Source organism: Muriventricola aceti (assembly GCF_025567565.1).
Taxonomy (GTDB): Bacteria; Bacillota; Clostridia; order Oscillospirales; family Oscillospiraceae; genus Lawsonibacter; species Lawsonibacter aceti.
In genome coordinates, this window is sequence record NZ_JAOQKF010000001.1 from 107,067 (window position 1) to 122,333 (window position 15,267).

Genomic DNA, 15,267 nt, shown 5'->3' on the forward strand with positions numbered 1-15,267 from the left:
CGCATGACCAAGACAGAGAAAGCCCTTCTCCTCCGCCGCCAGAACCAGCTCAACCGGCACCAGGGTGCTAACTTTGAGGAGCTGATAAAGTCCGCCTGTGAGTATTACAGGGGGCGGGGTGTGGCCGACATTGAGAAAACCCCTGAGGAGATGAAGCCACTCAAAAACATGGGAGCTGGCCGTTTCGTGGCTGTCTATGTGAAGAAGGCACAGGCTGACTTCAAGGGCTTCCTTCGAGGAGGGCGGGCTGTCAACTTTGAAGCCAAGCATACTGACACCCCCAGAATGGAGCAGGACCGTGTGACCCCTGAACAGGCTGAGCGTTTGGAGAGAGCCTTCACCTACGGAGCTGCTGCCTTTGTGGTGTGCTCCTTTTCTGGCAGAGATTTTTTCAGAGTTCCGTGGGAAGTGTGGCGGAGCATGAGGGCCCTATATGGGCACAAATATATGACAGTCCAGGAGGCAGAGCCCTTCCGGGTCCCCATAGGGGGCCCTGGGGTCCTGCTGTTCCTGGAGGGACTGGAGGAGAGAAAATGCTGATAGTATCCCAGAACAAGAACACAATCCTCAATGTGGAGCACATTGTCCGTATCTTTAATGCTGGGGCGGAGGTGGTGTCTGTTGACACCAATGGAACCAAGACCTCGATTGGGGAGTATGCCAATGCGGAACGGGCAATGGAAGTTATCCATGAAATTGCGGTAGAGAATGCGAAGTATTTCAAATGCGAGGGTGGTCCTATCTATTCCAAGCCTGGTGGCTATGTTCAGCCGATACTGTTTGAACCGCCCAAGACATTTGAAATGCCAGAAAAATGAGGAGGAAAAGGGAACATGAAGTTCAGAGAGAAGAAGCCGGAGAAGATGAGCGACGGGGAGCTGCTTCAGGAGCTCGACAGGATGATTGCCTCGGCTGAGGCCCAGGCCCACCCCAACCCTGCCGCCTCTGCCATCCTGGAGAGCCTGCACCCTGCCATGAAAGCGGCCATGCCTGAGACCGTGAAGAAGGCCAAGCAGAACCTTCGAGCCCTGAAGCAGGCCAAGGAGCGGTTGATGGACCTCATGGTGGAGGTGGCGAAGAAGTGAGCGCACGTCGGGAAAAGCGCCTCCGGGCCCTGGAGCGCCGGGTGTCGGAACTGGAGGGCATTGCCTATATGGGGCTCGTTCCAGCGCGCCCCCTGGAGGAAAGAAAGCGGGCCGAGGTCATTGACGCTCTGTGGGCACGTCTCCCGGAGCCTGCCCCTGCCCCTGCCTTTAGTGTGGAGACCGCCCACCGGGGCCTCTGGCAACGGCTGGTGGATATTTTCAGAAAGGACGATTGACCATGAAACAGTACATCGGAACCAAGCTCATTGAGGCTGAGCCCGCATACCGTGTGCGGAACCCTGGGGGCGACTACCAAATCACCACTGATGCGCGGGAGGCCTTCACCAATTTTGCTGAGGTGGAGGACGGGTACAGGGTCCGCTACCCTGACGGATACGAGAGCTGGAGCCCCCTGGAGGCCTTCCAGGAGGCGTACCGCCCCACTGAGCACATGAACTTCGGCCTTGCAATCGAGGCTGCCCGGAAGGGCAAACGCATTGCCCGCAAGGGGTGGAACGGAAAGGGCCAGTATGTGGAGCTGGCGTCCGCAATCTCCTATACCCCCCCCGGCGGGGAAACCGTCAATGCCAACCATGAGGCTATCGGGAACCACGCTTTTGCCTTTGTCGGGACCTCTGGCGTCCAGATGGGGTGGCTGGCCTCCCAAGCTGATATGCTGGCGGATGACTGGACCATCGTAGAATGAGCTGCCAAAACTGCCTCTGTCTCACCTGTGCCAATAATGGGGAGAGCCTGAACACCAGGCCCGGCGAGGCCTCTTTCCCTTGCTATTACTGCGACGCTTGTATCATGTTCATAGGGTCTATTCCCGGAGCTGTCCATACGAAGCGCCTGAACTGTGAGCACTACAAGATGTCTGAGCACTCGAAGGAGGCCAAGGACAAAGCTGATGACCGTAAGGCCAGGAAGTTCCGGGCCTCCTTCAGGGTCATCGTGGGTGGAGCTGGAAAGGCCCCGGAGGAATAAAAAAAGCCGCCCCCTCCGAGGAGGGAACGACCTGTGGCAAGGAAACTATACCACGAAGGGGGCACATAGTCAATGGGGAGCCGAAAGACCGTTGAACAGAATAGCGTGGAGGAAATCATCCGGCGGGCCGTTGAAGCTGGCCGCCAGTCTGCTGAGAGGTCCGCAAAGGACGCCTTCAAAGCCACCGAGCGCCGTCTGTACGGCCTCCCCACGCTGGAGCTGAAATACAGGGATGACCTGGAGAAGCTGGCCGAGCTGAAGGCCTACGGGCCCAGGGAGCGCGATAAGAGCATTACCCGCTTCTTCAAGACGGGGGTGCGCCTGACCAAGGAGGAGATATTCGAGGCCCAGGTCATTGACCTGGAAGCCAAGATTGCCTCCGATAAGTATGAAATCGACGCACTCCACGGGGCCCTGCGGACCGTCCAGGAGGATGAGTATTACCCCGTTATCCCTGGCCGCTATTTCAAAAATCTGCCCGACGATGCCGTGGCCGATGGGCTGCACTGTGATACCTCCACCGTATGGCGGAACCGCAAGCGGCTGGTGCAGCGTATGGCTGTTTGGCTTTACGGGGCTGAGGCTGTTCGATAGGCCTCCTCGGTGCCCCTTCCGTGCAATTTATCGGTGCAAAAAAGATGCAATAGACTGGTGCAATTTACTGTGATATAATCTCAGACAATAGAGAAATAGCACACAGCGGCAGAAAGCCCGAAGGCCTTTCTGCCGCTGTGTGCTATTTCTGAGCCCGGAAAAGGAGGTATAGCTGTGGACATCGTATGGAAAAGGCTGGACGAGATTACCCCATACGAAAATAACCCCAGGGACAACGACCAGGCCGTGGACGCTGTGGCCTCCTCCATCAAGGAGTTTGGCTTCAAGGTCCCAATCGTGATAGATGCCCAGGGGGTCATCGTAGCCGGTCACACCAGACACAAGGCTGCCAAAAAGCTGGGCCTGGAGAAGGTCCCTTGCATCGTGGCCGATGACCTGAGCGACGAGCAGATCAGAGCTTTCCGGCTGGCTGATAATAAGACGGCGGAGCTGGCAGACTGGAACGAGGACCTTCTGGCCCAGGAGCTGGCCGAGATTGAAGACATCGACATGACCCTATTCGGTTTCGGGGATGAGGAGAGCGACCTTGCCGACGAGCTGGAGGATAATCCCTACACCACGGCCACGAACGTCCCCCAGTATGAGCCCACCGGGGCGAAGCCCTCCCTCTCCCAGCTCTATGACGCCGATAAGACCGATGACCTCATAGCCGAGATTGAGGCCTCCGGCCTGAGCAAGGAGGAGAAGGGCTTCCTGCTGCGGGCCGCCGGCCGGCACACGGTTTTCAACTATGGCCTGATAGCTGAGTATTACGCCCACGCATCCCCGGAGATGCAGGAACTCATGGAGAAGTCGGCCTTGGTCATCATCGACGTGGACAATGCCATTGCCAATGGCTATGCCACCCTCATGGGTGAGGTCCTGGACGCTATGGGGGAGGCTGGGGACGATGCGTGATGACTTTGCCGTGCTCATCCTGACCCATGGGAGAGCCGATAACGTGGTCACCATGAAAACCCTTCAGCGGCAGGGGTATTCCGGGAAGTGGTACATGGTCATTGATGACGAGGACGATATGGCCGATGACTACCGCCGGAACTTCGGAGAGGAGCACATCGTCACGTTCTGCAAGCAGGAAGCCGTGGACCGAGCGGACACCATGGACAATCTGGATGAGCACCGGGCCATCCTGTATGCCCGCAATGAGAGCTTCCGTATCGCGCGGGACCTGGGCCTGAAATACTTCCTCATGTTGGATGACGATTACAGCGACTTCCTGTTTCGTTTCCCTGAAGGGAAGAAGCTGGCCTCCAAGACCCCCAGGGGAAAGACCCTGGAGAGGATTTTCGAGGCCATGCTGGGCTTCCTGGACGCTTCCGGGGCCGCAACCGTGGCCTTTGCCCAGGGCGGTGACTTTATCGGAGGCCTGAGGGGCGGGAACTTCAAGAAGCGCCTCCTCCGTAAGGCCATGAACAGCTTCTTTTGCAGAGTGGACCGCCCCATCCAGTTCCGGGGGACCATGAACGAGGACGTGACCACCTACACCACCTTGGGGAGCCGCGGGGAGCTGTTCTTCACCTTCGTTGATGTCCATATCATCCAAATCCCCACACAATCCCTGGGCGGCGGCATGACGGCTGCCTACCGGGAGAGCGGGACATACCTGAAAACCTTCTATTCAGTCATGTCCATGCCGTCCTGTATCAAGGTCGGGATGATGTACAGCAAGAACAGCCGGATACACCACCGCATCGACTGGGAGTGCTGCGTCCCCAAGATACTGAACGAGAAATACCGAAAGGAGAGATAGCTTCATGCAGGGCATAGCTGGCGATAAGATGCTGGCCCATATTGGAAGGGTGGCCGGAGATCACCGGCCCATTACTGCCGACATCTTCCTGACGAACTACTGCAACAACCGATGTCCCTACTGCACATACAGGCGGTGGGACCTGGAGGGCGGGGCCTATTCCATGACCCTGGCCGAGTTCAAAACCTATACCGAGCGGCTGAGGGCCCTCGGAGTGCTGGGCTTTATCCTCACTGGAGGAGGGGAACCCACGGTTGCCCCTGACTTTCCCGCCATTGCTGGATGGCTGGAGAGCCAGGGGCTTCATTATGGCGTCAACACCAACTTCAATGAGCTGCACTTCATCAAACCCGACTATCTGAAGGTCAGCCTGGATGGGTGGGACGAGGATAGCTACGAATGGCGCCGGGGGGTGAGGCGCTACGATACCGTCCGGGAGAATATCCAGCGTTATGCCTCCTGGAAGGAGGAGCACAGCCCCGGCACCTCCCTGGGGGTCCAGTGCGTGGTGGAGAGCGTGGGGGACGTTCTGAAGTTCTACCAGGCCAACCATGGGCTGAAGGTCGATTACATGGTATTCCGTCCCAAGGAAAGCACCTGGGGCAAGGCGTATTCTGGGGAAGCTGGGAAGGTCATCGCCTCCAGTATTATCCGGGCCGTGAATGAGCTGGCCGCTCAAGACCCTCGCGTGGTGCTCAACTTCAAGTGGCACCTGCTGGGGACGCAGGAAACCTCTTGCGTTGCTTCCTGGGCCCAAATCGCCCTGAATGAGCGAGGCGAGGTCATGTACTGCTGCCACAAGCCCTATCAGGTCATCGGCCATGTGCTTGATGAGGATATTCTGGAAAAGAAGGCCGCCGCCGTAACTGATATGCGGACCTGTGACATACCCTGCCGGATGACCGCTCCCAATGCTTTTGTAGCCCGGACTATGGCCGAGCGTAAAGATGTCTGCTTCATCTGAGCGGGCACCTGACCAAGGAACGAGAGGTGGTGAGAGTGGCCCATCAGAACAACGAGCAGAACCTTATCCCCTTCAATGAGCGAACCGAGGACGAACGGAGGGAACTGGCTTCCAAAGCTGGGAAGGCCTCTGGAGCTGCCCGCCGGAAGAAACGGACCATGAAGGCCACCGCCAAAATGCTGTTTGACCTCCCTATCACCTCCAAGGAGCTGAAGCAAAAACTGGCTCTGCTGGGCGTTGACACGGATGATGCCACATACCAAACCGCCGTCATGGTGGCTATGCTCAACCAGGCCATGAAGGGCAATGTCAAGGCTGCCGCCTTCTGCCGGGAGCTGCTGGGAGAGGACCCGTCCATCCAGCTCCGCCGGGATGAGCTGAAGCTGTCCCGGGAGAAGTTCCAGCATGAGAAGGCCATGGACGAGCGCACCGTGGCCGCAGACGAGCAGAAGGCGTCCCTGGCTGATGCTATCCAGGCAGCCTACCAAATGCGGCTCAAACGTGAGCAGACGGGCGGTGACGATGAATGATAGACCCGGAGGCAATCCTGTACTATGCGGACAACCCTGTGGACTTTGTGGAGGACATCATCCGGGCAAAGCCTGACCCCAACCAGCGGGACATACTCAACTCCATTGCCAAGTATCCTATGACCTCTGTTCGGTCCGGCCACGGCATCGGCAAGTCTGCTGTGGAGAGCTGGGCCGTTATCTGGTTTCTGGCAACCAGGCCCTTCCCCAAGATACCATGCACAGCCCCCACTCAGCACCAGCTCTGGGACATTCTGTGGGCTGAAATCGCCAAATGGTTGAGGTCCAACCCCGTACTGAGCAACGACCTTATCTGGACCCGCGAAAAGGTCTATATGAGGGGCTACCCGGAAGAATGGTTTGCGGTAGCCCGGACCGCCAGCAAGCCCGACGCCCTCCAGGGCTTCCATGCTGACCATGTGCTCTATATCATCGACGAGGCCTCCGGCGTCCGGGATGATATTTTCGAGCCTGTCCTGGGCGCCCTCTCCACCGAGGGGGCCCGCCTGGTTATGTGCGGGAACCCTACTAAAATCACCGGCTTTTTCTATGATAGCCACCACAAGAACCGGGCGCAGTACAGCACCCTCCACATTGATGGCCGGAACAGCAGCCGGGTAGATGAGGAGTTCATCCGAACCATCATTGAGATGTTCGGGGAGGACAGCGACGTTTTCCGGGTCCGTGTGGCTGGAGAGTTCCCGAAGGCACTTCCTGACAGTTTCATTGCTATGGAGTGGGCTGAGAAGGCCAGCGAGGGAGAGGCCCCAGACATTGAGCGGGTCCTGAGGGTAGACATTGGAATTGACGTTGCCCGATATGGAGATGACAGCAGTGTGTTGTCCCCTGTGCTTGATAAGACCGTACAGGACCAGCCCCAGGTCTACCACCACAACGACACGATGGAGCTTGCCGGGAGAGCTGTCCAGGCAATCAAGGCCTATGCCCTGGCCCATGAATGGGCTGCCATCTATGTCAAAGTGGACTGTGACGGCCTGGGTGTGGGGGTGTACGACCGGCTTGCTGAGCAAAAGGAGGAAATCATAGAAGCTGTGGAGGTTGACCGGGCATCCAGGTATGAGGATGAGGACCCGGATAAAATCCCCCCTCCATTCCACCTGGAGGTCCTGGAGTGCCACTTCGGGGGTGAAGGTGGACGGATTGCTGATGATGACCCTATCGAATATCAGAACAGTACCGGGCTCATGTGGGGAGCTGTGCGTGAGGCGTTGCGGACTGGCAGCCTTCACCTCTGGTATAGCGACGTGCAAATTAGCCAGCTATCAAACCGAAAGTATTCCGTGAACAGCTCTGGACGGATTGAGCTGGAGCGAAAGGAGGCCATGAAAAAACGGGGCCTGTCATCCCCGGATATGGCCGATGCTCTGGCCCTGGCCCTCCATGACCCCGTTGTGAGCGACTGGAGCCTTGAATTTTAACATCGAGGAGGAAAACACCGTGAAAAAGTTGAACGGGTATCTTGTGGGAGGCAAGGGCCTCCCGATGAAGTTTGTCCGGGCCGAGAACGTAAAGGACGCCCGCCGGCTGTGGAGAGCCAGAACCAACGCCGGCAAATCCACCGCCCCTGCTGTCTCCCAAGTGACCTGGAGGAAACCCCGCCCCCGGCAGAAGAAGGGGGTCGAGGAGTAAATGGCATTTTGGGATAGGTGGAGAAGTCCCCAGGGGGCCGCATCCCGCCCGTACAGAGAGGGCGGCTTTATGGTCCCCCGGTGGTCCACTCCCCCTGAGAGAAATACTGAGGAATGGGTACAGGCATTCAGGACCAACCCACGGCTGGCTGTGGTGGAGCGCATTGCGTCGGATCTCTCTGCTGCCGCCGGGAAACTGTACCGAATTGGGAGGGATGGAGAGGAACAGGAGCTTGACGAACATCCCTTCCTGGAGTTCTGGGACAACCCAAACCCTCTGCACGAAATGAGCAACGCCGCCCTCTGGCGGCTGCTGGAAATCTACCTCGCCCTCAAAGGAGAGGGCTATTTCATTATCGAGAAGGATATGTTCGGTCGGCCTGTGGAGCTGTGGCCTGTTCCCGTGCATTGGGTCCAGATGACCCCATACCTCGACCACCCCTATTACACAGTACGGGCTACCTCCGGGACCCTCATGCAGGTGTCTGTGGATGATATGTTCGTGATGAAGGACCTCAACCCCTACGACCCGTTCCGGCGGGGCCTGGGGCAGTCTGAGGCCCTGGCGGATGAGATTGAGACAGACGAATATGCTGCTAAGTTCCAGAAGCGGTTCTTCTTCAATGACGCCACCCCCAACCTGGTCATCTCCATGCCAAAGTCTACTGAGGAACAGCGAAAGCGTTTCCGGGCTGAATGGCTGGAGCGGTTCAGAGGTCACTTCAATTCCCACGGTGTTGCCACCGTCAACGGCGAGGTGATTGTGAACAAAATCGGGGACACCATGAAGGACATGGACATGGTGAATGGCCGTATCTTCATCCGGGACGCCGTGCTGGAGCATTTCGGGGTCCCCCGTGAAATTATGGGCATTACTGAGAGCAGCAACAGGGCCACCTCTGAGGCCGCTCAGTATATCTATGCCCAGAATGTCCTTATGCCGAGGCTGAAGCGCCGGGAGGAGGCCATCAACAAGCAGCTCCTCCCGATGTTCGGCCCCGACCTGATATGGCGGTATGAGGACATCGTACCCCGCAACCAGGAGTTCGACAAGGCTGTGGGTCTGGATGGCTGGAACGCTGGTCTGCTTACCAAGGACGAGGCCCGCGAGAAGCTGGGTATGCCCCCGGCACCTGTGGGTGGAGATGTCTACAAGACCACCTTCTCTGACGTGTTCGTCCATGAGGATGACGACCCCGCCGCCCTCTCCGTTGCCGCCGCCAACCTCCAGTATGCAGACGGCGCTCCGCCGCTCCAGGAGAGCGGAAGCGAGGACATAGAGATAACACAAGGGGGCGACCCCATCCAGGGCTCAGGCGTTGACGTAGGGGGCGATACGGCGGTGGAAATCACCGACGGGAAGAAGCGGCCCACACCAGAGGAGAAAAAGGCCTCCCTGGTCCAGGCCGCCCAGCGTGCCCTCCTCCAGGCCGAGCGGGAGGAGAGCCGCCGGTTCGAGATTGCAACGGCGAAGTTCTTCCGGGAGCAGTCCAACCGGATCACCGCCGCCATGGGCGGCACTGAGAAGGCCGAAAGGACCGTGTGGGACATTCTGCTGGATGGTGTCCCCGAGTATGATGTGGACCCGTCCGGGGCCTGGATGAAGCTCGACGAGGCTGAGAGAGCCCAGCGGGTAGACAACTTCGTGCTGGGGCTCATCGACTGGCCCGGAGAGGCTGCTGTCCTGGCTTCCATCTTCGACCCTCTCTGGAAGGAGAGCTACGCCAAGGGCGCAGAGGTAGCGTCCAGGGTGTACGGCCTTCAGGCTATTCAGAGGCCGGAGCTGTTGTCTACCGCCAAGCTGAGGGGCGGCGTCAGGGTGAAGAATATCACGGAAACCACCCAGAAGGAAATCGCCCGTATTGTCTCCTCTGGCCTGGAGCACGGGGACAGCAGGGCCACGATTGCCTCCCAAATCCAAGAGGAGATGCAGACCACCAGCGCACGGGCCCGGACCATTGCCTCCCAGGAGTGCAACAGCAGCCTCCTCACCGGGAGCCATGACATGATGAGAAGGGCCGGGGCTGAGTGGAAAATATGGCACGTCACCAATATGGCCGTGGCCCGTGATAGCCACAAGAGGCTGAACGGGAAGCGGTGCCCCATTGATGGGAAGTTCGAGAACGGGTGCCGCTATCCATGCGACCCTGATTGTGATGACCCTGCAGAGGTGGTCAACTGCCACTGCTTCCTGACTTACGAATGATGGAGGGCAGGCCTATGGAGTTCACGATAGACCAGGCAACGGCTGCTGCTGAGGCGGCCGGCATTGACCTGAAGAAGGAGCGGTTTACCGCTGAGGCCCTGGCCGCCGGTATGACGGCGGAGCTGGAGCATGGGGCTGAGAGCCCCGATACTGACATCACCAATAATGACCCCATACTGACGGCGAAACTTGCGGTGGCTCACCTCCGCAAATCGCCGTTTTATTATGCCCCGAAGAAGGGGCTGAAAGCGTGGGAGGCTTCGCTCGGGAAGGGGGTGAAAACCAAGAGCATGAAAACCGAGTACAAGGTCCTTCAATTCAAGGCGGACGAGTACGAGGAAGATACTGGCATTTTCAGCGGCTACGCCGCCGTGTTCGGGAATGTGGACAGCGGCGGCGACATCATAGAGCCCGGAGCCTTCACGAAGACAATCGCCGAAGGCTGGGAGCGGGTCAAAATCCTGGCCCTGCATAACGACTGCTGGCTTCCCATTGGCCGCCCTCTGGAACTGAGGGAGGACAGCAACGGCCTTTACATCAAGGCCAAGGTCAGCGACACCTCGATGGGGCGCGACATCAAGGTGTTGCTGAAGGATGGCGTCCTCAATGAGCTGTCCATCGGGTATGACCCTGTCGTATTCGACTACGACAAGGACAGCGGGGTCCGTCATCTCCGCGAGGTGAAGCTGTGGGAGGTGTCCGTTGTCACCTGGGCTATGAACCCGGAGGCAGTCATCACCGACTACAAGCAGGCTGCTGAAGCCGCCGAGAGAGCCAACGCCATGGCCGCTGAAGCTGCAGCCGACGTAAAAGCCGGCCGCAAAATCAGTGCCGCCAGGATGAAGGCCCTGAAGGAGGCGAGCGCCAGTATGAAGGCCGCCACCAAAGCCCTTGACAGCATCATCCGTGAGGCTGGAGAGGAGAGCACACCCAAGGGGGCCCCGGCCCCTGAAGCCGGTAAGGGAGCGCACCCTGCCGGAGCTACCACCATCGAAATCTTACTTTGACAGGAGGAACACCAGAATGAGCAAGTACATTCCCAAGACCAAGAACTCCCCCGCCCCTGCTGGCCGCAAGTCTGTGAAGATGGAGGCCGACGAGCTGACCGAGAAAATCAAGGCTTGCGTCAAGGAGGCCCTGGAGGAGCAGTCCGAGGCCAAGGCTGAGGGCGAGGGCGAGGAGGGCGACCCCACTGTGGAGGCTGCCCCCACTGACATCTCCGCCCTGATTGAGCAGGCCATGGACGTAGTGGCCCAGAAGCGCAAGGCCCGCAAGGACGCTGGCGAGGAGCTGGGCGACGTGAGCGCCGACGAGGTCCTGGAGGCCGTGGGCGAAATTATGGAGGCCCAGGAGGAAGCCAAGGCCGATGACGGCGTGGAGGATGAGGAAGCCAAGGAGGATGAGGGCATGGAGGAGAACGAGGCGAAGGGCCGCAAGGCTGCCGCCCGGCCCACCAGCACCAAGTCTGCCCCTGGCCGTAAGGCTGCCCCTGCTCCCGTGCAGCGGAAGTACAGCGGCATCTACATGAGCCGGGGCGCCGGGGCTCCTTCCTCCAAGAAGTCTGTGCCCCCCGCTATCCAGCTCGCCCGCGCCATCAAGTGCCTGGACGTGTTTGGCCGCCACGACCCCGATATGGCCTCCTTCTATGCCCGGAAGAAGTACGACGATGCGGATATGGCCCGCGAGTTCAAGGCCCTGTCCGCCACCAACCCCTCCGGCGGCGGCTACCTCATCCCGGAGGTTTACCTGGATGACATCGTGGAGCTGCTGTACGCCAAGACCGTCATCTTTGAGCTGGGCGCTCAGAAGGTCCCCATGGCAAACGGCAACCTGAACATCCCCAAGATGACCTCCGGGGCCCGTGCTACCTGGGGCGGTGAGGGCCGCAAGATTGCCAAGAGCCAGCCCGCCTTCGGCAACATTAAGCTGTCCGCCAAGCGCCTGGAGGCTATCGTCCCCCAGACCCGCGAGCTGCTGATGTCTACCAACTTCTCTGCCGACCAGATGTTTGCCAACGACCTGACCCGCCGGATGGAGCTGGGCCTGGACTTCGGCGCTATGTTCGGCAAGGGCGGCGAGTTCCAGCCCCTCGGCGTGTTCACCGACAAGGAGGTTGAGCACGTAGACGCCAAGACCCTGGGCAACACCGACCTGTCCTCTGCTGAGGGTGCCATCACCGCCGACTTCCCCGTGTATATCCGCTCCAAGGTCCTGGCCAAGAACGTGGATGACAACAAGCTCGGCTGGGCCTTCAACTCCGTGCTGGAAGGCTACCTCATGAATATGAAAACCACCACCGGCGCCTACATCTACCGGGATGAGATGAACAGCGGCAAGCTGCTGGGCTTCCCCTACCGGGTGTCCAATCAGATCACTACCGACGGCACCGGCCTCACTGAGCTGGCCTTCGGTAACTGGTCCGACCTGCTTGTGGGTGAGCAGCTGGGCCTGGAGACCTACACCACCCTGGACGGCTCCTGGACCGACGAGGACGGCGTTCAGCACAATGCCTTCGAGGAGAACCTGGCGGCCACCCGTGCCCTGATGTACGTTGACATCGCCGCCCGGCACAAGGAGAGCTTCATCCACGTCAAGAACATCAAGGCTTTTTGAGCCTGAGAAACAGGAGGTAAAAGAACCATGAAGCGTGAACTCATTCAGAACGTGAAGGTCACTCCCTATACCAGCGAGGACGCTATTGACCGTGACGGCTTCCTGTCTGCTGTCCTGGGGGTCCTGGTTGGCACTCCTACTGGGTCCCCCACCGGCCTGGCTGTTAAGCTGACCGTGACCGAGTGCGATACCGAGAGCGGGAGCTATACCCCCGCCGCCGATAAGCTCATCCCCGTGGACAAGGCCCTGGACGCTGACGGCTCCATTTCCCTGGATACTGATGCCGGCGGCGGCGCCCTGGTGAACTTCGACCTTGACCTGGTGGGCTGCAAGCAGTTCATCAAGATTAAGGTCGAGGTCGTTTGCACCGGCGGCTCCTCTGCTTCCTGCACCGCCACCGCCGCCCTGGTGCTGGGGGATAAGGCCTACACCCCCGCGTAATGCCGTGTAGAGAAGCGTACAAAGGAGGTTTTCACTATGGCAAGGGTATATGACCCCCCGAAGGCAAAACCGGCTGAGAATAAGCTGGAGCGGCCCGTAAAGGAGCGCAAAGGGACCACCTCCAAGAAAACCGAGAAGGAGCAGAAGGAGGGGGAGGGCGAATAGCCTTCCCCCTCCCCGCTGAAGGGAGGCGAGTTCATGTCCGAGGCAACCGTGGCCCTGGCCCCTAATGCCATGACCACACTGGAGGACACCATGGAGCGGCTGGGCATCTCTGAGGAGGCGGCGGACCAGGCCACCAAAAACAACCTTGTTCGCATCATCAATGCCGCTTCTGCCTGGATTGAGACCATCACCGGGCGGCACTTTGGAAAGGCCACCTATACTGACCGCTACGCTGGCCCCGGCGCTCAGGAGCTTGTCCTTCGGGAGTACCCCATCCGCTCTGTTGAGTATGTGAAGGACACCGTGACCGGGGGGCTTATTGACCCCGGCACCTATGACTTCTCTATGAGTGGCGACATCGGGGTATTGTATCGGGACATGGGCTGGACCTTCCGGGGCTACCCCTACGGGCTGGCAAATGACTACCGGGCCGCCAGCCGCTATCTGGAGGTCAAATTCACCGCCGGTTATGTCCTGCCGAAGGACGCCACAGAGGATGAGCCCTCCGACCTGCCCGCCGACATCATCTCCATTGTCTGGGGTATCGCGGAACAGGAATACTCCATCCTTGTGAACGGGTCCCAGGGGCTTTCCGCCTTCTCTATCTCCGACGTGTCCTGGACCTTCGACAAGGAGCCCAGGGCGTCGTGGATGGAAACCCTCAGCCACTACATGAGGTGGTGAGCCATGAAACTGAGCGACCGCGTGACCCCTGAGCTGCTGCGGATAAAGGGAGAGCTGGAACAGCTCCAGAAGCTCCGTATCAAGGTGGGTATCCAGGGCGACGCTGACAGCGAGATACTGACTATCGCCCGTGTCCATGAGTATGGGGCCGTCATCCATGCAAAGCAGGCCAAAAATCTGTGTATCCCAATTAGCCAAGAGAGCTACGACAAGAGCCCCAGGGACTTCCCGGACCTGTTCTTTATCAGGTCCAAAAATGGCTATCTGCTGGGAGTGACCGCCAAGAAGCCCCGCAAGCGTAAGAAGAAGGGAGACGAGGGGCCGTCTGATGACCTCAATCTCCTGTTCCTGCTTCTGCCCTCTGTGACCATCCCGGAGCGGTCCTTTATCCGTGCCGGATATGACGCCAACCGCAACCTCCTGGCCGATGTGTGCCAGCAGGCTATGGGGAAAATCATCCATGAAAAATGGGACGCCCACAAAGCTGCTGAGTGGATAGGCGGAAAGGCCGTGGACCTTATCCACGAGTTTATGTCCGATGCGTCGAACTTCGAGCCAAAGGGCCGTATCCAGAAGGAGCGGGCCCCAAGCTGGGCCAACAATCCCCTGACGGTTACCAAGAGGCTTTTCAATTCTGTCACCTGGAAGGTGGAGGAGGGCGACTAAATGGGCGCGTTCAAAATGGCACAGCCTGTCATCCCACGTGGGCTGCTGCACACCATGTACGACCTGAAGGCTGGGAGCAAGTTCGACCAGTCTAAGGGCGGCCAGTATATCCCCGGGGGAGCTACTGAGCGGACCCCCTTCCAGGGGGCCGTGCTGCCGGTCAGCGATAAGGACCTGGTGAGGGAAATCACCGGCACCGTCACTGACCACAGCGAGAAGATTTACACCAACGGCTATGCGCTGAGGGTCGGGGCCCAGGTCTTTGACCCTCAAACTCAGATCACCTACACCGTCACCCAGGAGCTGGGGCACAACAGCATCCACCCTATGAAGCGGTATCTGGTGGAAGCCAGAGGGGAGGCGGCCACGAAATGAGGTCCTATATCGAGAAGCGCAATGCGCTTATCCTGGCCCTGAGCAATTTCGTCGGCTGCCCCGTCCTGATGGCCTCCCAGGTGGAGCCGGAGATGGAGCCGCCGTTCATCGTGTACTCCATCACCTCTGACTACACCCCCGACAATGGGCTGGGCAACTACTCTCTGGAGGACGGGAGTACGGAAGGAACAGCGGTGGAGGTCCGGGAGGAGCAGCCGACCACCACCATGTCGTTTACTGCTTGCAGCATCAACCGAGTTGAGGAGAAAGACGGCGAACAGGTGTCTATCCTGGGCGCTGACGAGGCCCTGGAGCTGGCTACGCTGGCCCAGGGCTTCTTCCTTCATGGTGGGCGTTACGCCATTCAGAAGGCTGGTTTCGTGGTGGTGGACGTGACCAACGCCACCAGCAGGGACGCCCTGGAGCTGGACGAGATGGGCCGTCGGTTTGGCTTCGATGTCCGGCTGAGGTACACGCGCACCGACCTTGCCGAGGTTGATACTGTCACCAATGTAATTACCAAACAGAAGGAGTGAT

The 15,267-nt window shown here is 59.1% G+C and carries 22 protein-coding genes; all 22 read left to right on the plus strand.

Annotated elements, in window-relative coordinates:
• Nucleotides 1-3: 3 nt before the first annotated feature.
• The 22 genes from OCV64_RS00580 (at nucleotide 4) to OCV64_RS00685 (ending at nucleotide 15,266) form a co-directional block, all read left to right on the plus strand.
• The gene (locus OCV64_RS00580) at nucleotides 4-540 is read left to right on the plus strand and encodes a Holliday junction resolvase RecU (RefSeq protein WP_262668911.1); all 537 of its coding nucleotides are present in this window, start codon (nucleotides 4-6) and stop codon (nucleotides 538-540) included.
• The gene (locus OCV64_RS00585) at nucleotides 534-818 is read left to right on the plus strand and encodes a hypothetical protein (RefSeq protein ID WP_262668912.1); all 285 of its coding nucleotides are present in this window, start codon (nucleotides 534-536) and stop codon (nucleotides 816-818) included. Before OCV64_RS00580 ends, OCV64_RS00585 begins: the two co-directional genes overlap by 7 nt.
• Nucleotides 819-833: 15 nt before the next feature.
• A complete protein-coding gene (locus OCV64_RS00590) occupies nucleotides 834-1,085 on the plus strand; it encodes a hypothetical protein (protein ID WP_262668913.1) in 252 nt (83 codons plus the stop codon).
• Entirely contained in the window at nucleotides 1,082-1,321 is a 240-nt protein-coding gene (locus OCV64_RS00595) for a hypothetical protein (protein WP_262668914.1), read from the plus strand. Before OCV64_RS00590 ends, OCV64_RS00595 begins: the two co-directional genes overlap by 4 nt.
• 2 nt (nucleotides 1,322-1,323) lie before the next feature.
• Nucleotides 1,324-1,791, plus strand: coding sequence for a DUF2829 domain-containing protein (locus tag OCV64_RS00600; RefSeq protein WP_262668915.1), 468 nt, complete (start codon nucleotides 1,324-1,326; stop codon nucleotides 1,789-1,791).
• Nucleotides 1,788-2,072 carry a hypothetical protein gene (locus tag OCV64_RS00605; protein ID WP_262668917.1) on the plus strand — a complete coding sequence of 95 codons (285 nt, stop codon included), beginning with the start codon at nucleotides 1,788-1,790 and terminating at the stop codon, nucleotides 2,070-2,072. The genes OCV64_RS00600 and OCV64_RS00605 overlap by 4 nt, the downstream gene beginning before the upstream one ends.
• Before the next feature lie 72 nt (nucleotides 2,073-2,144).
• Nucleotides 2,145-2,666, plus strand: a complete 522-nt coding sequence (locus OCV64_RS00610) for a hypothetical protein (protein ID WP_195259669.1) — start codon at nucleotides 2,145-2,147, stop codon at nucleotides 2,664-2,666.
• A 174-nt stretch (nucleotides 2,667-2,840) separates the two neighbouring features.
• Nucleotides 2,841-3,584, plus strand: a complete 744-nt coding sequence (locus OCV64_RS00615; RefSeq protein WP_262668918.1) for a ParB N-terminal domain-containing protein — start codon at nucleotides 2,841-2,843, stop codon at nucleotides 3,582-3,584.
• The gene (locus OCV64_RS00620) at nucleotides 3,577-4,437 is read left to right on the plus strand and encodes a GREB1-related protein (RefSeq protein ID WP_262668919.1); all 861 of its coding nucleotides are present in this window, start codon (nucleotides 3,577-3,579) and stop codon (nucleotides 4,435-4,437) included. The genes OCV64_RS00615 and OCV64_RS00620 overlap by 8 nt, the downstream gene beginning before the upstream one ends.
• 4 nt (nucleotides 4,438-4,441) lie before the next feature.
• On the plus strand, nucleotides 4,442-5,401 hold the full coding sequence (locus OCV64_RS00625) for a radical SAM protein (protein ID WP_262668920.1): 960 nt from the start codon (nucleotides 4,442-4,444) through the stop codon (nucleotides 5,399-5,401).
• A gap of 35 nt (nucleotides 5,402-5,436) precedes the next feature.
• Nucleotides 5,437-5,931: a hypothetical protein gene (locus OCV64_RS00630; RefSeq protein WP_195259665.1), complete on the plus strand. Its 495-nt coding sequence runs from the start codon at nucleotides 5,437-5,439 to the stop codon at nucleotides 5,929-5,931.
• On the plus strand, nucleotides 5,928-7,370 hold the full coding sequence (locus OCV64_RS00635; protein ID WP_262668921.1) for a terminase: 1,443 nt from the start codon (nucleotides 5,928-5,930) through the stop codon (nucleotides 7,368-7,370). The genes OCV64_RS00630 and OCV64_RS00635 overlap by 4 nt, the downstream gene beginning before the upstream one ends.
• 19 nt (nucleotides 7,371-7,389) lie before the next feature.
• Nucleotides 7,390-7,581 (plus strand): hypothetical protein, encoded by a 192-nt coding sequence (locus OCV64_RS00640; protein WP_262668923.1) that lies wholly within the window; start codon nucleotides 7,390-7,392, stop codon nucleotides 7,579-7,581.
• Nucleotides 7,582-9,786: a phage portal protein gene (locus OCV64_RS00645; RefSeq protein WP_262668925.1), complete on the plus strand. Its 2,205-nt coding sequence runs from the start codon at nucleotides 7,582-7,584 to the stop codon at nucleotides 9,784-9,786.
• A 14-nt stretch (nucleotides 9,787-9,800) separates the two neighbouring features.
• Nucleotides 9,801-10,793, plus strand: a complete 993-nt coding sequence (locus OCV64_RS00650; RefSeq protein ID WP_243242537.1) for an HK97 family phage prohead protease — start codon at nucleotides 9,801-9,803, stop codon at nucleotides 10,791-10,793.
• A 16-nt stretch (nucleotides 10,794-10,809) separates the two neighbouring features.
• Complete coding sequence (locus OCV64_RS00655) at nucleotides 10,810-12,399, plus strand: phage major capsid protein (protein WP_262668929.1); 1,590 nt, start codon at nucleotides 10,810-10,812, stop codon at nucleotides 12,397-12,399.
• 27 nt (nucleotides 12,400-12,426) lie between these two features.
• Nucleotides 12,427-12,840: a hypothetical protein gene (locus tag OCV64_RS00660; RefSeq protein WP_262668930.1), complete on the plus strand. Its 414-nt coding sequence runs from the start codon at nucleotides 12,427-12,429 to the stop codon at nucleotides 12,838-12,840.
• 36 nt (nucleotides 12,841-12,876) lie between these two features.
• Entirely contained in the window at nucleotides 12,877-13,005 is a 129-nt protein-coding gene (locus OCV64_RS00665) for a hypothetical protein (RefSeq protein ID WP_262668932.1), read from the plus strand.
• Between the two features lie 33 nt (nucleotides 13,006-13,038).
• Nucleotides 13,039-13,689 (plus strand): head-tail connector protein, encoded by a 651-nt coding sequence (locus OCV64_RS00670; RefSeq protein ID WP_243242536.1) that lies wholly within the window; start codon nucleotides 13,039-13,041, stop codon nucleotides 13,687-13,689.
• A gap of 3 nt (nucleotides 13,690-13,692) precedes the next feature.
• Nucleotides 13,693-14,355, plus strand: coding sequence for a hypothetical protein (locus OCV64_RS00675; RefSeq protein WP_262668935.1), 663 nt, complete (start codon nucleotides 13,693-13,695; stop codon nucleotides 14,353-14,355).
• Nucleotides 14,356-14,730, plus strand: a complete 375-nt coding sequence (locus tag OCV64_RS00680; protein ID WP_262668936.1) for a hypothetical protein — start codon at nucleotides 14,356-14,358, stop codon at nucleotides 14,728-14,730.
• Nucleotides 14,727-15,266: a phage neck terminator protein gene (locus OCV64_RS00685; RefSeq protein ID WP_262668938.1), complete on the plus strand. Its 540-nt coding sequence runs from the start codon at nucleotides 14,727-14,729 to the stop codon at nucleotides 15,264-15,266. Before OCV64_RS00680 ends, OCV64_RS00685 begins: the two co-directional genes overlap by 4 nt.
• Nucleotide 15,267: the final 1 nt, after the last annotated feature.

Bases quoted from the DNA above. Each gene is read 5' to 3' on its own strand.
- OCV64_RS00625 (WP_262668920.1), top strand. From the start codon at position 4,442: ATGCAGGGCATAGCTGGCGATAAGATGCTGGCCCATATTGGAAGGGTG.
- OCV64_RS00645 (WP_262668925.1), top strand. From the start codon at position 7,582: ATGGCATTTTGGGATAGGTGGAGAAGTCCCCAGGGGGCCGCATCCCGC.
- OCV64_RS00600 (WP_262668915.1), top strand. From the start codon at position 1,324: ATGAAACAGTACATCGGAACCAAGCTCATTGAGGCTGAGCCCGCATAC.
- OCV64_RS00675 (WP_262668935.1), top strand. From the start codon at position 13,693: ATGAAACTGAGCGACCGCGTGACCCCTGAGCTGCTGCGGATAAAGGGA.
- OCV64_RS00670 (WP_243242536.1), top strand. From the start codon at position 13,039: ATGTCCGAGGCAACCGTGGCCCTGGCCCCTAATGCCATGACCACACTG.
- OCV64_RS00585 (WP_262668912.1), top strand. From the start codon at position 534: ATGCTGATAGTATCCCAGAACAAGAACACAATCCTCAATGTGGAGCAC.
- OCV64_RS00620 (WP_262668919.1), top strand. From the start codon at position 3,577: ATGCGTGATGACTTTGCCGTGCTCATCCTGACCCATGGGAGAGCCGAT.
- OCV64_RS00685 (WP_262668938.1), top strand. From the start codon at position 14,727: ATGAGGTCCTATATCGAGAAGCGCAATGCGCTTATCCTGGCCCTGAGC.
- OCV64_RS00590 (WP_262668913.1), top strand. From the start codon at position 834: ATGAAGTTCAGAGAGAAGAAGCCGGAGAAGATGAGCGACGGGGAGCTG.
- OCV64_RS00655 (WP_262668929.1), top strand. From the start codon at position 10,810: ATGAGCAAGTACATTCCCAAGACCAAGAACTCCCCCGCCCCTGCTGGC.
- OCV64_RS00660 (WP_262668930.1), top strand. From the start codon at position 12,427: ATGAAGCGTGAACTCATTCAGAACGTGAAGGTCACTCCCTATACCAGC.
- OCV64_RS00680 (WP_262668936.1), top strand. From the start codon at position 14,356: ATGGGCGCGTTCAAAATGGCACAGCCTGTCATCCCACGTGGGCTGCTG.
- OCV64_RS00580 (WP_262668911.1), top strand. From the start codon at position 4: ATGACCAAGACAGAGAAAGCCCTTCTCCTCCGCCGCCAGAACCAGCTC.
- OCV64_RS00665 (WP_262668932.1), top strand. From the start codon at position 12,877: ATGGCAAGGGTATATGACCCCCCGAAGGCAAAACCGGCTGAGAATAAG.
- OCV64_RS00650 (WP_243242537.1), top strand. From the start codon at position 9,801: ATGGAGTTCACGATAGACCAGGCAACGGCTGCTGCTGAGGCGGCCGGC.
- OCV64_RS00605 (WP_262668917.1), top strand. From the start codon at position 1,788: ATGAGCTGCCAAAACTGCCTCTGTCTCACCTGTGCCAATAATGGGGAG.
- OCV64_RS00610 (WP_195259669.1), top strand. From the start codon at position 2,145: ATGGGGAGCCGAAAGACCGTTGAACAGAATAGCGTGGAGGAAATCATC.
- OCV64_RS00635 (WP_262668921.1), top strand. From the start codon at position 5,928: ATGATAGACCCGGAGGCAATCCTGTACTATGCGGACAACCCTGTGGAC.